11 protein-coding genes are annotated in these 14,485 nt (G+C 56.8%); 1 reads left to right on the top strand and 10 read right to left on the bottom strand.

All coding sequences use genetic code 11. From position 1 onward, the window contains the following. Window positions 1–12: 12 nt before the first annotated feature. The 10 genes from ACR0BT_RS07165 to ACR0BT_RS07120 form a co-directional block, all read right to left on the bottom strand. Window positions 13–1,071, bottom strand: a complete 1,059-nt coding sequence (locus ACR0BT_RS07165) for a glycosyltransferase family 2 protein (RefSeq protein ID WP_480762809.1) — start codon at window positions 1,069–1,071, stop codon at window positions 13–15. 214 nt (window positions 1,072–1,285) lie between these two features. Further along, window positions 1,286–2,233 carry a hypothetical protein gene (locus ACR0BT_RS07160; RefSeq protein ID WP_480762808.1) on the bottom strand — a complete coding sequence of 316 codons (948 nt, stop codon included), beginning with the start codon at window positions 2,231–2,233 and terminating at the stop codon, window positions 1,286–1,288. 751 nt (window positions 2,234–2,984) lie between these two features. After that, window positions 2,985–4,490 (bottom strand): M81 family metallopeptidase, encoded by a 1,506-nt coding sequence (locus ACR0BT_RS07155; RefSeq protein WP_480762807.1) that lies wholly within the window; start codon window positions 4,488–4,490, stop codon window positions 2,985–2,987. 1 nt (window position 4,491) lies between these two features. After that, entirely contained in the window at window positions 4,492–6,135 is a 1,644-nt protein-coding gene (locus ACR0BT_RS07150; protein WP_480762806.1) for an amidohydrolase, read from the bottom strand. 3 nt (window positions 6,136–6,138) lie between these two features. Then, a complete protein-coding gene (locus ACR0BT_RS07145; RefSeq protein WP_170596257.1) occupies window positions 6,139–7,083 on the bottom strand; it encodes an ABC transporter ATP-binding protein in 945 nt (314 codons plus the stop codon). Continuing rightward, on the bottom strand, window positions 7,080–8,060 hold the full coding sequence (locus ACR0BT_RS07140) for an ABC transporter ATP-binding protein (RefSeq protein WP_480762805.1): 981 nt from the start codon (window positions 8,058–8,060) through the stop codon (window positions 7,080–7,082). Before ACR0BT_RS07140 ends, ACR0BT_RS07145 begins: the two co-directional genes overlap by 4 nt. Beyond that, window positions 8,057–8,914 carry an ABC transporter permease gene (locus ACR0BT_RS07135; RefSeq protein WP_170394253.1) on the bottom strand — a complete coding sequence of 286 codons (858 nt, stop codon included), beginning with the start codon at window positions 8,912–8,914 and terminating at the stop codon, window positions 8,057–8,059. Before ACR0BT_RS07135 ends, ACR0BT_RS07140 begins: the two co-directional genes overlap by 4 nt. An 11-nt stretch (window positions 8,915–8,925) precedes the next feature. After that, window positions 8,926–9,864, bottom strand: a complete 939-nt coding sequence (locus ACR0BT_RS07130) for an ABC transporter permease (protein WP_170422950.1) — start codon at window positions 9,862–9,864, stop codon at window positions 8,926–8,928. 86 nt (window positions 9,865–9,950) lie between these two features. Beyond that, window positions 9,951–11,516 carry an ABC transporter substrate-binding protein gene (locus ACR0BT_RS07125; RefSeq protein WP_170561646.1) on the bottom strand — a complete coding sequence of 522 codons (1,566 nt, stop codon included), beginning with the start codon at window positions 11,514–11,516 and terminating at the stop codon, window positions 9,951–9,953. A gap of 25 nt (window positions 11,517–11,541) precedes the next feature. Next, window positions 11,542–13,518 (bottom strand): CocE/NonD family hydrolase, encoded by a 1,977-nt coding sequence (locus tag ACR0BT_RS07120; protein ID WP_480762804.1) that lies wholly within the window; start codon window positions 13,516–13,518, stop codon window positions 11,542–11,544. 131 nt (window positions 13,519–13,649) lie between these two features. Here ACR0BT_RS07120 and ACR0BT_RS07115 point away from each other — a divergent pair, with 131 nt between their 5' ends. After that, window positions 13,650–14,453 (top strand): helix-turn-helix domain-containing protein, encoded by an 804-nt coding sequence (locus tag ACR0BT_RS07115; RefSeq protein WP_170407624.1) that lies wholly within the window; start codon window positions 13,650–13,652, stop codon window positions 14,451–14,453. Window positions 14,454–14,485 lie beyond the last annotated feature (32 nt).

The raw sequence follows: 14,485 nt of genomic DNA, 5'->3' as shown, positions 1-14,485 counted from the left end.
GAAGGAAGGCTCCTACTCGGACTCTGCGGCGGCTTTCTGGTTCGCGCGCATGGCAACTGAAATAAGCTGACGGGCCTTATGCTCCGTCAGAGGTGTGGTTTGGCCAGCCATCATCAGGCGAGCAAAAAACGCGCGTTCAGGTTCTGACTCCAAAAGTTCCTTAAATCGCTTGTGCCGCCATTCGCAGGCCTTGTCATGTAGCTTCTTCAGTGTGGCATCTGATTTTAGCTCGGTAACCCGAGCAGCCCGTGCCAATTGGTAGCGGGAAATAGAGACGTCCTGATCGCTGTTAAAGTTGTAATCGACCCAATAATCCATGCCGATTTTCTCTTTGAAATGCACCCCACGTCCACGCGCACGTTTGAGCAGAAAGGAGTCCATCGCGCCCAAAGCATAATGGTTAAGCTGAACCCTCATGGTCGTATCTTGCGTATAGTTGGAAAATACCCGCTGGCGGCGATGATCGCCACCAAGCAAACGGCCTGATCCATCATACCAGCGCGCCTCATCCACGCGGGTCTGATCAGGCGAAATTGGCCGATGAATGCCTGGTTTACGGTAAATCCCGTTGTTGCGATAAAGCGTTTTGAACATCGAGGCGCGCCACGGCCAAAGGATGGGTTTGGGGGCGCACGAAGTGAACTGTTGGGTCACCGGCGCATCTTCAAAATAAACGATCCCTGCATTTCCGAATAGCCGCCAGGTGAGCGTGATCGCATCCGCCTCGGGGAGGCTATGGATGAGCGCGTTTAATGAGCCGTCGCCAATATGGATATTTACAAACTCATCAATATCGAGCGCCAGTATCCAGTCTGCTTCTTTCAATAGAGGATGTTTGGCGGCTTGTTTCATAGCCTGCCACTGTACGCTCTTATCGGGCTTGGCCTCATGGCTGACATGAGTGATTTGCCCCATCTCTTCGAGTCGGTGCAACATCAGATCGGTGCCATCCGCGCAATCATTCGAGAAGATCAGAAAATCAGTGAAACCAACCATCTGATGATGGGCGAGCCATTCCAACAGGAACGCGCCTTCATCTTTGACCGTCAGGATCGCTAGCTTTCGTGTCATTCTATTCCTTTGATCCGACGCTTCAGTCTGGTCATCCGCCAGACCGCATGTCATGTGGTGCTCATTGAGAATAACGGTTTTGCAGATGTTCTGAACTGCGAATTTCGCGTAGGAACGAAAAAAGTACGGCGTGGCATCATGTTGCCAACTTGGGTGATTTCCAACTCGGTGGTAGGTGGATCTAAAAGGCTGAGAGTGAACCGAATAGATGCACTTATTGTTCAATTAGCCGTCTTAGCCCGACAGCTCCGTTTGAAAGTGCAGATCGGCGGTAAGACTTCAGCGCTGCCTGCAGATCGCTGAGTTCTGCATCACTCGCCTCTGAAATGCGGGTCAGGCTTGCCTCTAACCCATTGTCAGCAATCAGCATTGGTGGTCGGTAACAGGCCTCTGACCAGCGGTCCATGACGATCGGCACACAGAATCCACCCGAAGAGGACAGGGCAGATGTGATCTTGATCCGTTGATATTGTTCATAGTCAAATGGCATGAGCGGATGTATCACCTGAGCGCCCGCCAGTGCGTCAAAATACGCGGCATGCCCGACCTGCCCGCTGTTGTCCAAAGGCACGCACGTAAAGCGGGCGTCAAGCTTTCGGTCCTGGATCTCACTTTCAACCTTGGCGCGATCTCCGCCTCCTGACGGCAGGATGAAATGCAAATTCTGAAAGGCGTCCGGTCGATTGCCAAGAAGATCCAGCAAGCCAGGGTAATCACGTGTCCGCATGTTAACGTTGCCGGGGATCACGACCTGACGCGGCTGGCCCAATTTTGGTTCCGGATCATCGATCCAATAAAACGGCTCCAACGTCGCGATCCTGTCCATATGGGCTTTGCCCACCCGGCTGATCCATTCAGCCGTGACATGTGCACTCAGGCTGATGTAGCGCGCATTTGGCATCTGAAGCGTCTCGCGCAGGGGTGCCATCTGGCTGAACTGATCCAGATTATGCAGGACCAAGATCAATGGCTTCTTCACTCCACGCGCCCAGCTTGCCGCTTTTGGACGACTCAAAGAGGCCATGAGGACGAAGTCATGTTCGGCCGCTTCAATTGCAGCCATAGTAGACTTGATATGTTTTGGTGCATCCGCAGCCCGGTAATCCGGCGTGCTCAACGGCACATACTCAACATCAAATTCCAATCCCGGGACCAAGGCCATGATATCTCCGCGCAGCTTTAAGATCCGGCGATGCAGAAAGATTCGTGGTCGGTACCCGTTGGCATTACAGGCGGCCACCAAGCTGGGGATGACTTCTTCATGGCGCGGTTCAAATTGTACAATTGCACAGCGCTTCATAGTTTCTTCCTGTTGCCTGGGTTGCCTCGGGCCCTCGTTTTCGGTTTGACCCTGTGGAAGTTGTCTATCGATAGCTACACTTGCCGTCTACATCCAACGCCGAACAGGCCGGATCTCAGACCAGATTGTTTGAGCGGAGGTATCCGGTCTGATGGTATTTCCCAGCGTTGCGGTTTCGTTCACTATTCCGATAAAAAGCGGGTTTTAGCACATCATCACAATCTGGGTCTGTAACTCCGTGGGTCTCGCGTAGTTGACTGGCGTGTGATTTGGGGAATAAGGGCTCAAGACGCGCTATATGTGCGCCAGCCAACCAATATAAGTCAGACATCTTCACCGCTCGATTTCGAACCGTGAATCGCGCTAGCAAGGTCCGTTCGCTGGGTCGGGATTTGCCGCAGGGTTGCTCTATCAAAGCTTGGTCGTAATGGGCTTGGGTTTCTGCCGAACAGAAGCGGTTTAAGCCCTATCTTCTGTAGGTTTGAAGCGAATGATGACGCAGCATTGTCAAAACGTGAAGCGAGAAGTTTCCAATCTCTTAGTTTACAAGCGGGATATCAATGCAGTTTCTGCGCCTGCTATGTCGATTGCGAGCTGCGATGCGGGTGGGAAATCAATGGGTTCTGGTTTTGGGTCCACGTGTTTCGATGCGGCGTTTGCCTGCGATGTTGTAGTAGGGGATCTGGTCCAGATCGCAGAGAAAGGTGCCTGGAGCGGCAACGGCTTTCACGTCGCTTGCGATGGGTTGGAAATCCGCCCGGAAATGTGTGGTGCTTTTGACACAGATCACTGAATAGGATGTGGGATTCAGGCCGATATGGGTGAAATGAGCGCGGTCTAGGCATTGGTTGCGCACACTGGTGACGACCAAGTCTATCTTCGCGCCAGACTCTATCATCCTCAGAGCGGCCGTTTTGCCAAGCGTCGCGATGCCGCCTCCGTACATCTCACCTGAGTATCGGCAGATGCCATCTCCGATGGCCAGAACTTCGAACTTTGCCTCAACGGGGTGGTGCCCGGGCAGACCTGATTTTCCGCCGATGGCAAGGTTCAGTTTTGCGCCTTGGCCTGCACGATGCGCTTTCTCTGCGCTTTCGGCGTCGTGGAAGAGACCCATCAAAACCTCCTGCGCTTCCCCCTCGATCAAAGCGGCCAGAAGTCCGGTGGTATCGGATGTGCCGCCTGCGCCTGCGTTGTCCTGTACATCCGCTAACACGAGCGGTTTGTCGCGATGCGAACGACAGGCCAGAACGGCTTCGTCCAACGACAACATCGAGCAGTCCACATCGGGTTCTCGGGCCAGAAAAAGGTCGACAATTTGATCTACTGCGGCGGTCGCTTGCGCGGCACTGGTCGCGTAGGCAACGCAGGACGGACCAGTATCGGGATAGTCTGCCGCTGTAAAACCCAGTGCGATTTCTGCATAGACATGGGCCTGTTCGAACCGGGTGGGCAACTGATAAATCTCATCAAACGGTGCGGCCCAGGTGTATTGCGCATGTAATGGGATCAGATAGGGCACCTGCCGGAAGGCTTTGTGCAGCTTCTCTCCTGCCAGTAGCCTTTGCAGAACCGGTACGCATCGCGCACCGGTTTCGCCCATATCGAGGTGCGGGTACGTGCGGAAAATTGCCAGATAGTCCGCCTGCGAGATCATCTGGTCAGAGATATTGGCATGCAGGTCCAGGCTCGCCACGACCGGAACATCCCGCCCTACCAGATCACGTACTCGGCGCAACAGCTCTCCCTCACCATCGGCAAGGCTTTCAGTCACCATGGCACCGTGCAGGTCGAGATACACTCCGTCCAGCGGTCCCGCGCCGCGAAGGCCATCCAAGATCATAGTACATATCTTCTCGAACGCGTGATCCGTGACATGAGCGCTAGGTTCTGCCGCACACCACAGGATTGGGAAAAGCTCGAAACCTGCCTGGTTCGCGGCGGAAGAAAACCCGGCGATGGGTAGGTTCATGCCTTTGGTGTCTGCGATGACACGCGCGCCATGCAACATTTCGGGCCAGGAATCTGCCATCTCGAACTCGGGCAGACCCGCTTTGGTCGCTCCGAAGCAGTTGGTTTCGTGTTGAAATCCGGCAATGGCAATGCGTTTGGCTGTCATTCTAAAATTCCAGTTCTTTTCTGGATTTGGTGGCGCCAAACACAATCTGTCCTCGCCGGATGGTTGCAACAATTGATGTGTCGAGCAGCCGTTCAGGATCATCTAGGGGATTGCGAGAAAGGATGGCGAAATCTGCCAGTTTTCCGGGCTCAATCGAACCGCGCTCATCTTCTTTAAACACTTGCCACGCCGCATCGATAGTTTGTGCCCGGAGCGCAGACAGTACGCTGACTCTTTCCTTTTCACCCAGTTGCCGGCCGGATGCAGTCAGTCGATTCACCGCGCAATGCGCCAGATGGATTGGCCGCGTTGGCGTAACCGACGCGTCATTGTGGATCGTATAGCGTACACCGTATCGTTCCGCAGTTGCGGCTGGCGAAATCCGTTCAGCGCGTTCCGGGCCGAGGAAGGTATCGTGATGTCGGTCTCCCCAGAAATGCACATGTGCTGAAAAGAAGCTGACAGTTATTCCAAGCCGCGCCATGCGGTCCAGTTGATCGTCGCGCAGAACCTGGCCGTGGATGATTGTATGGCGGTGATCGTCTCGCGGATGCGCTGACAAGGCCTTGTCCACCGCATCGATGAACATCTCGGCCCCGGCATCCCCGTTGCAATGGCAGTGGATCTGAAACCCCATAGCGTGTAGGCGGAGAACCTCGGAATCCATGTCGACCTGCGTGGCATAGATCATGCCACAGGGGTGATCGGGGTCCAGCGACTTGTAGTAGGGCGCAGACAGATAGGCAGTCTGCAATTGGAATGCGCCATCGGTAAACAGCTTGCGCGCACCCAGCGTAAAATGTGGGTTGCCGGGCCAGTTATCGTCGATCCAGCCCTGGCTCAGAGCCGGTTCCAGATCGGCAATTGGCAATAATTCCAAATCAATGCCGGGATCCTGATCGGCACGAAGGCTGGCAAAGTGGTCGAGCATAACCTGCGATGCCCAAGCGTTCTGTGCATAAGTTACTCCGTGGGACAAATACTCATCACGGCAGGCGTTGAACCCTTGCCAGAACCTGTCCCGGCCGATCAGAAAATCAGTATCGCCCATTTCGCCCATGGCCGACAGCCCTTCGACCAGCCCCGTCAGGGCGCCGGTATCGGGGTCGCGGCCATAACGCCCTCCGGCCGGGTCCGGGGTGTCGCGATTGACGCCATGCAGCTTCAGCGCCATCGAATTGGCCGCGCCGTTGTGACCCGAAGCATGCAGAACCCAGATTGGATGCGCCGTTGAGACATCATCCAGTTCGGCCCGGGTAGGCATGCGGCCTTCTGAAATGGCGGTGTTGTCGAACAAAACGCCCATCACCCAATCGCCCTCGGGCGTCTCTTCGGCCCGGCAGCGCAGCTTTTCCAAAGCTTGCGCCATATCCATACACACGCCGCGCGGAGGTGATGCAAGATCAACCCGAAACAGCTGGATGAAGCCGGGATCTGGGAAGTGGCCGTGCGAGTCGATGAAGGCTGGGATCAGGGTCTGGCCAGCTAGGTCATATATACCCGCATCGGATGACATCTGCCGCCGCAGCGTTGCTTCGTCCCCCACCGCAATGATGACATCGTCCCGCACCAACACCGCCTCGGGTCGGGAATTGTCGGCGTCCATCGTCAGGATGGGACCGCCGAAATAGAGTGTTTCCCTCATCCTTTAGTGACCCGGAGCAGGCGCACCCGACAAGGGTGCGAGACAGCGCAGCCCGTGGCCCGCCGCAATCTCCCATTGCGGTGTCTGTGTGCAGATGTCTTTGGCAAACGGGCATCTTTCGCGGAACTCACAACCCGACGGGCGTTGCAAGAGGCTGGGCGGCTCACCTTTGAGCGCGATCCGTTCAAGGCGCGCATCGGGGTCCGGCTCGGGGTTGGCGCTGAGCAGGCAGCGGGTATAGGGGTGGCGCGGATCGTCGAAGATCGCCTCGGTTGTGCCTTCCTCGACCAGTCGACCCAGATACATAATGCCCATGCGGTCTGCCACGTGGCGCACCACGTTCAGGTTGTGGGTGATGATCACCATCGCCAGGCCCAGGCGTTCCCGCAGGTCGTTGAGCAGGTTCAGCAGCTCACCCTGTACCGAAACATCCAACCCTGCCGTTGGTTCATCCGCCAGGATCAGTTTCGGCTCCAGCGCCAAAGCGCGGGCAACACCAACCCGTCGTGCCTGGCCACCGGACAATTGATAGGGGTAGCGGTCCGCGAAATGCACCGGCAGGTTCACCATTTCCAGCAGACGCTTGGCTTCGGCATCCAGATCGCGATCTTTCATGCCCTGAATGCGATAGGGTTCCGTGATCAGGCTTCGAATTGTCAGGCGTGGTGACAAGCTGCCCACAGGGTCCTGAAACATCATCGCCATGTCCTTGCGCAGCGGACGCATTACCCGTTCCGGCGCGCCTCGTATCTCTTGCGTGTCAAACACGACCGAACCGGCCTGCGCCGGGGCCAGGCCCGCAATCGCACGGATGACAGTTGTCTTGCCCGAACCGCTTTCGCCGACAAGCGCATAGGTTTCGCCAGCTTCGACCTCAAAGCTGACGCCCGCCAGCACGTTGACCGGGCCATAGCTGGTTTGCAGGTCTTGGACATTCAGCAGGCTCATGTCACGGCCTCCTCATGGTTCAGCCAGCAGGCGGCGTGATGCCCTTCTTTCAGAAGATCCAAGGGGGGAACGTCCATTGCACAGCGCGGCATCGCCTGGTCGCAGCGGTCGCGGAAGATACATCCACCGGGCAGGTTGGCCAGATCGGGTACTTCGCCCGGAATGGTTGGCAGGACCCGTGCGCGTTCCTTGATATGGCCCGGGTCACAGTCGATTAGACGGCGTGTGTAAGGGTGCTTGGGATTGTGAAAAATCTCGCGCACTTCACCGCTTTCGACGACGGCGCCTGCGTACATCACAACCACTCGGTCGCACAGTTCCGCGATCACACCCAGATGGTGCGAGATAAATAGGATGGCGCAATCGAACTCGCGCTGCAGCTCTTGCAGGCGTTCGATGATCTGCACCTCAAGCGTCGCGTCCAGCGCGGTGGTCGGCTCATCCGCGATCAGCAGGTCGGGTTTCGACATCAACGCCATGGCAATCGCGATCCGCTGCCGCATCCCGCCCGAGAACTCATGCGGGAACTGCTTTAACCGCGCCTCTGGGTCCGGGATACCGACAGCCCCCAGCATCTTTGCCGCATTGGCCAGTTTTTCCTGCTTACTAGCCTTGGACCGGTGCTGAATATCGACCATCTGCTGGCCAATGGTCAGAACCGGATTGTGGGTCTGCATCGGGTCCTGAAAGATGATCGAGATATCGGCCCCGCGCAGATCACGCATCCTGCGTTCAGGCACTTGCAACAGATCCTGCCCCTTAAAGCGTATTTCGCCTTGCCGGAACCGCGTGTTCGGTGCGGTCAGCCGCAGGATCGACGAGATCAAGGTTGATTTTCCGCAACCAGACTCACCGACAATGCCCACGATTTCACCTTTGCGGATGTCAAAGGTGATATCCCGCAATGCCTTGAGATCTCCGCGTGCCGTTTCATAATCGACGCTGAGGTTCTCGATTTCCAGAAGAGTTTCGGTCATCGCTGTTTCCTCAGTTTGGGATCAACCACGTCGCGCAGGGATTCCCCTAAAAACGTAAAGCCCAGGGTTGCCAGAATGATCGGCAGACCGCCGCCCACCACCAGCCAAGGTGTCTGTCGGATCAGGGAATACCCGTCCTTCAGAAGTGCGCCCCAACTGGGGGTTGGGGGCTTCACGCCAAGCCCGAGAAAGGACAGCCCCGCCTCAAGCGCGATTACCGTCGGGATGTCCATAGCAGCCAGGACGGCCAAAACCCCCACGATATTTGGTAGCATGTGCACACCCAAGATGCGGGCCATGCTGGCCCCCATCGACCGCTCGGCCAGAATGAACTCGGAATTGCGCAACGTCAGGGTCTGCGTTCGCGCCACACGGCCATAGGTTGGGATCGAAGTCGCCATCACCACGAACACAACCGTTTGCAAACTGGGACCGACCAGGGCCACAACGGCCAGCGCGAACATCACGGTTGGGAAGGATCGGATGGTGTCAAAGAACAACATCAACAGGTTGTCGAGCCATTTTGGCCCATACCCCGCAATCATTCCCAAGGTTAGGCCAATTACCATCGCACCAAAGACCGCAGGCAAGGCGACTTTCAACGCAACCTGACCGCCGGCAATCACGCGGGAAAACGTATCGCGGCCAAGTTGGTCCGTACCCAGAAGGTGCTCGGCAGACGGGCCTTGCAACCGGGCTTTGATATCCATGGCCACGGGATCATAGGGCACAATCCAATAGGCGAAAATCGCACAGAAGACGATGGTGCCGACAATGACCAAACCAATCAGACCCAGAGGGTCGCGGGCGACGCCGACAATGATCTGACCAAGTTCAGAACGAGATTTTTCCATTTCGGCTTTCCTCAATGCGCTTGTCTAGCGCGTGGGTCGAGCCACGCATTGATCAGGTCCGCCAGTGCGGTCGACACGACGAACAAACCGGTTGAGATCAGAACCGAGCCCATGACAATCGGGTAATTGCGGGTGGTTATGCTGTCGATCACCAGCTTCCCCAGACCCGGGCGCGCGAACACTATTTCGGCGAATACGGCCGAGCTCAGCAGGAAACCCATGCCGACACCGATCACCGTGACAACCGGAAGAATGGCGATACGCAAGGCATAAACCATCACCACGCGGCGCTCTGCGATACCGAAGGCACGTGCGGTCCGAACGTGGTTTTCGCCTAAGACTTCCAACATCGAGGCGCGCACCAACCGCGCGATGTAGCCCACCCAGCTTAGCCCGATGGCAAAGGCGGGCAAGACGAGGTGATCAATGCGGCCCCAGAAGCCTTCGCCCGCGCCGATGGCTGGAAACCACTGAAGATGCACGGCAAAGACCAATAGCGACAGAAGTGCTACGACAAAGGCGGGTGCTGCAACAAAACTGACCGAAATCGCCGCCGCAATGCGATCGATCAGAGTGTTCGGATGGGCGGCAGCATATGCCCCAAGCGCAATTCCCAAAGTGGCGGACCACAGGATCGACGCAAAGATCAGTTCCAGAGTGTAGGGTAGCTGCTGAAACACGATATCTGTCACGGACCGGCCCGAGAATACGTCGATTCCCAGATCGCCACGGACCAGGTTTCCATAGAATATGACCAGCTGTTTCCAGATTGGTTGATCCAGCGCCAACGCAGCGGTGAGCTGGGCCTGAAGCTCAGGTGTTGCGCGTGGCCCCAACATGATCTGGACCGGGTCCCCGGGGACGGCGCGGATCATCAGGAACATGACGGTAACCGCCACGAACAGGATAAGCAGCGCTAGCCCGAAGCGGCGGGTTGCAAACTTCAACATGAAAAGCTGGCTCCTTGTGGATGGGTGGCGAGCTGTTTTGTCCGGCGGGCGTCAAACCCCGCCGGACATAGCCGACCTTGGGGAGGTCAGGTCGCCTTGCCGAAGTACCGCAGCAGTGCCAGACCGTCGGGTCTTAGCGCGGGGGTGACACGCGCCGAATGAATCACCGGTGTCGCCTCGTGGGTGATAAAGCGGTAGGCACCACTTTCTTCCATCAGATCCTGCGCCCGCTGATACATCTCAGCGCGTTTGGCCACATCCGCTTCCTTGAATGCCGAGTTGTGAATTTCGTCAAATTCAGCGTTGCTGAACCGCTCCCAGTTCCAGATGCCGACCTGTTCGGTGGTGAACCAGGCCGTCGCATAATATGGATCGGGGGTCATCGAGAAGCGGTTCAGAACCAGTTGCAGGTTCTCGTTGTCTCCGCTTGCCCAGAATGCACCGGATTCCAGTACGTTGACTTCGACCGTGATCCCGATCTGCGCCAGAGTTGCCTGAATGATCTGAGCCGTCGTGGTGAAAGTGGTCTTGTTCAGCGTGTCCAGCGTAAGCGTCACATTGGTCTCGCCAGATTCCGCCAGCAATTGCGCCGCTTTCTCGAAGTTTGCCGCCGGAGGGACCAGAGATTGCGGGCGGTGGCCCGCAAGGCCAGGTGCGATGATGCCTGTCGAGGGTTCAGCGGCTCCAAAATAGGCCGCCTCTAGGATGCTTGGTACGTCGACTGCATGTTGAATCGCCTGACGCAGTTTTGGGTTCTGAAGCTTGGGGTGATCCAGATTCATGCCCAACCAGACATAGAACAGTGAGGGTTTCTCGACCAAAGATCCGCCATTCGGAACACCGGCCCGATAGCGTTCGACCGATCCCAGCGAAACCCGAGTCATGTCCAGTTCGCCCGCCTCAAAGGCGATCTCGGCGGTGTTTTCGTCGTCGATCGGCAGGATTTCGATTGTGTCCCATGTTGGTGCGTCACCCTTCCAATCCGGGTTGCGCTTAAGCACGGTTTTTTCTTTGGGTGACCAGCTGTCCCGCAGATAAGGGCCGGATTCAGCGACCGGATCAGCCCCGATGCGGCCCCCTGCGGCCTCGACCGCAGCTTTCGAGACGATGTTGCCGGTGATGTAGGGCAGGGCGATCGACCAAATCGGAGCAAACGGCTCGTTCAGAACGATGGTACCTTCGCGTTCGCTGCTCACTTCGACATGGCTGAACGGACCCAAATCGGGCTTGTTCGGGCTTTCGGTCGCATCGTCCACGATGCGCTCCATGCTGAATTTCACGTCTTCAGCGGTCATCGCACCGAAGCCATTGGTGAAACCGATATCATCGCGTAGGGCGAACTTGATATGGGTCGGGTCAACCTGCTCGATCATCGCCGCCGCATCCAGCTGCCAACCCCATTCCTCGCCGGGCTTGTATTGGATCAACTTGTTGTAAATCGAGGCATGCACTTCTTCTTCGACAACACCGACGGAATGTGCGGGGTCCAAGTTCTGGGCATCACCGTAGGCGCGCACCCGCAACACCCCGTCATCAGCGGCGAAGGCGCGATTGGCCCAGCTTGCAGGCAGTGCGGATGCCGCCCCAAGCGCAGTTGCCCCTTTCAAGAAGCCTCTGCGCCCGACATTTGCTTTTGTCCATTCGATTTTCATGATGTTCTCCCTTGGGTCAGATCGTTTACAGAAGCCTGCGCGGGATGGTTTCGCTCCATTCCTTTGTCAGAACTTCTGTTTTGTCCGCGCCTTCGGTGGCGCGCAGTTTTCGATGCAGATAGAAATTCTCGACGTCACAGGTCATCGCGTTTTCGGTGCTGATCTCGACCTGCCATTCGTCCCTCTCGAACGTGAAACGCCAGCCCGCCGTGAATTGCGCGGTCGCTGGGTCATCGGGATGGATCGCATAGCGCATGGCGACGTGGCTTCCGACGATGAGGCCGTGGCCGGGGTCCTGTGCTTTGCCGTAGTCGTCGAATGTCTCAAGTACGACGGTTCCGTCCGCTTCGATGCGCCGTTCGGATCGGCCCGACGGCGCGCGCAGCTCGGTGCTTTGCAACGTCGGATAATCCTGCGCTGGTCCGGGATGTGCAGGATCAGCTTCCTCAGACATCGTCCGAACCGGCAAATACAGCGCCGAACCTTGCAGTTGTAACGTCACCTCTGCTGCTTCTGGCGCGGGCCAAACGATTGGCCAGTAAGCGGTAGACAGCGCAAGACGCAGGATATGACCGGGTTTCACGCGATGCGCGCACTCATTTAGTGCAATTTCCGCACTGTAGACCTGACCGGGAACCAACGCTTCAGGGGTCTCGTGGCTCTTGTAGTGCGTCAGGTTCAGCGCCCGATAGGTGATCCGCTGAGAAACCCCATCCGGGGCGACATCACACAACCGCGCTATCAGTTGGACTACCGGTCTGTCCACGGTGAAGGACAGTTTCAGTCGCGCCCGTCCAAGCAGTTCAAGCGGCTTGTCCAGCGGTGCCGTATCGAAACAAAGCGACAGTGCGTCATCGGCTGCCTGATCTTCGGCCAACTCATTGTCGATCCGCATGCCCGGGCAGAAATACCCGCCAGCCTGTCCGATATGGGCCGGATTCGATACGGTTGTCTCGGCCGTAGTGGCGACGTCGGAGAACCCACCCAATCCCAAATGCCAGACTTCATCACTGACATTGGGCGACGGCCATTCTGTCTCGGCGATCCAGCGGCCCTGCCTGGGTTTGTTCTTTTTGCTCGGGCCAAAATGATCCTGCATATAGGTTCGGTAGGCGGGCAGGTCTTCGGCGCCATTCTGCTGCCCCTTCAGCCAGCGATCAAACCAGCCGATCACCTCGGAGTGGAAATCCCCAGCCTGTAGTTTCGAGATATGCGGATAGCGGTGCTCCCACGGTCCGATCAGCGCTTTTGACGGCACGGCCAGATTTGCTGCCAGCGCTGGCGGAGCGTTGACATATGCATCCGACCAACCCGTTATCGCAAGAACCGGAGCTTGAATCGCCGACCAATCCTCGCAAACCGAGCCATGTTTCCAGAACGCGCTGCGCGTTGGATGACGCAGCCAATCGGCTGCTGAGAATGGTACATTCTCAAGTCGGGCAAGCCAGTCTTCTCGCCAATCAGATCGCAGCTCGGGGTCTGCGGGCCGTGTCAAATAGGCGAACATCTGACTGCCCCAATTGATATTGTCGCTTAACAGGCAGCCGCCCATGAAGTGTATGTCATCGGCGTACCGATCCACGGTCGAGGCGACACTGACCACCGCCTTGAGCTCGGGCGGATGGCGAAAGGCCAGCTGCAGCCCATTGAATCCTCCCCAGGAGATACCGATCATCCCAATGTTTCCGTCGCACCAGTTTTGTGCGGCGATCCAACTCAGAACGGCTTCACCATCGCGGAGTTCCTGTTCCGAATACTCGTCGTCGAACTGCCCCTCGCTATCACCGGTTCCGGCAATGTCGACGCGGATGCAGGCGTATCCTGCCTCGGCAAATACTGGATGAGTGGTTGCATCTCGCGGCGCAGTTCCATCCCGTTTGCGATAGGGGAGGTATTCCAGAATGGCGGGTGACGGCCCGGTTTCGGGCAACCAAATTCGTGCAGCCAGTTTCCGACCATCCGGCAGGGGGATCCAGGTGTTTTCGATGATTTTTGTGGACATTCGGAGCGAGGTCCCGTTTTTGCGTTTGGTACAGCCAACCCGCATTCCGAATATTATTGAACTGAGCTACTTTACGCGCTTTTATTCAATCTTTAGCATTATAGCGTCAAAACGCGAAAGAAATGACGCTTATGTCCGAAAGTTTTTCCGCAAATTTACGGTCTTTGTGCGCCGAGCGAGGCAATATCTCGCAAGTCTGTCGAGAAATCGGCCTGAACAGGCAGCAGTTTAATCGCTACCTCAACGGCGAAAGCTTGCCATCAGCCCACAACCTGCGCCGTATCGCTCGGTATTTCGATCTGCCTGAGGCGCAGCTTTTTGCGCCTCGGACGGATTTTGAAGAAACATTGAAAGACTCGATCGTCCGTCGGAAAGAAACTCCTGCCAGCTTGTTTGTTAAGCCGTACAGTGATCAGGTGAAGAATCTCAGACGCTATGTGGGCTTCTATCATTCTTTCTTTTGCACCCCGTCTTGGCAGGGGCGCATTTTTTGTTCTCTGATCCGACTTAAGGAGGTGGATGGCGTGGTGACGATCCGCTCGCACGAAAACGCCACGTCCCCGGACAAAAGCGTTCGGCAGATTTCGCGCTACGAAGGGCTGGTTGCCCTGCGCGGCAACAGGATCTTCGCCACCGAACATGAATGCGGCAAGGAAGGAAGCATTGCGCAGACCATCCTTTATTCCGCGCATCGCCAACAGCTAAAATACTTGCGTGGCATGACAATGGGTGTGGCTTGGCGGCCGTTTCCACACCCCTATGCGGCGAAAACAATCTGGAAACGGCTTGATGAGCGCATTACCGCCCGTGAAGCGCTCACTGCCTGCGGTGTCTATTCAGAACAGAGTAAATCAATCGACCTGGCGGTCCGAAAGTACCTTTTGGGATCAGGCGATGCCCATTTTTCAGCGATACCAACAGAACTTGCCAATTGAGTGATGCATTTTTAAATCGCCGTTTAGTGGCG

The organism is Ruegeria sp. CJ6, assembly GCF_056536665.1.
The sequence above is the reverse complement of the archived record's forward strand: the minus strand, read 5'-3'. Positions and strand labels throughout refer to the sequence as shown.

Excerpts from the sequence above, each read along its gene's own strand:
- ACR0BT_RS07155 (WP_480762807.1), bottom strand. The coding sequence starts at position 4,490 with ATGACAGCCAAACGCATTGCCATTGCCGGATTTCAACACGAAACCAAC.
- ACR0BT_RS07115 (WP_170407624.1), top strand. The coding sequence starts at position 13,650 with ATGTCCGAAAGTTTTTCCGCAAATTTACGGTCTTTGTGCGCCGAGCGA.
- ACR0BT_RS07145 (WP_170596257.1), bottom strand. The coding sequence starts at position 7,083 with ATGAGCCTGCTGAATGTCCAAGACCTGCAAACCAGCTATGGCCCGGTC.
- ACR0BT_RS07120 (WP_480762804.1), bottom strand. The coding sequence starts at position 13,518 with ATGTCCACAAAAATCATCGAAAACACCTGGATCCCCCTGCCGGATGGT.
- ACR0BT_RS07160 (WP_480762808.1), bottom strand. The coding sequence starts at position 2,233 with ATGGCCTTGGTCCCGGGATTGGAATTTGATGTTGAGTATGTGCCGTTG.
- ACR0BT_RS07135 (WP_170394253.1), bottom strand. The coding sequence starts at position 8,914 with ATGGAAAAATCTCGTTCTGAACTTGGTCAGATCATTGTCGGCGTCGCC.
- ACR0BT_RS07125 (WP_170561646.1), bottom strand. The coding sequence starts at position 11,516 with ATGAAAATCGAATGGACAAAAGCAAATGTCGGGCGCAGAGGCTTCTTG.
- ACR0BT_RS07130 (WP_170422950.1), bottom strand. The coding sequence starts at position 9,864 with ATGTTGAAGTTTGCAACCCGCCGCTTCGGGCTAGCGCTGCTTATCCTG.
- ACR0BT_RS07150 (WP_480762806.1), bottom strand. The coding sequence starts at position 6,135 with ATGAGGGAAACACTCTATTTCGGCGGTCCCATCCTGACGATGGACGCC.
- ACR0BT_RS07165 (WP_480762809.1), bottom strand. The coding sequence starts at position 1,071 with ATGACACGAAAGCTAGCGATCCTGACGGTCAAAGATGAAGGCGCGTTC.
- ACR0BT_RS07140 (WP_480762805.1), bottom strand. The coding sequence starts at position 8,060 with ATGACCGAAACTCTTCTGGAAATCGAGAACCTCAGCGTCGATTATGAA.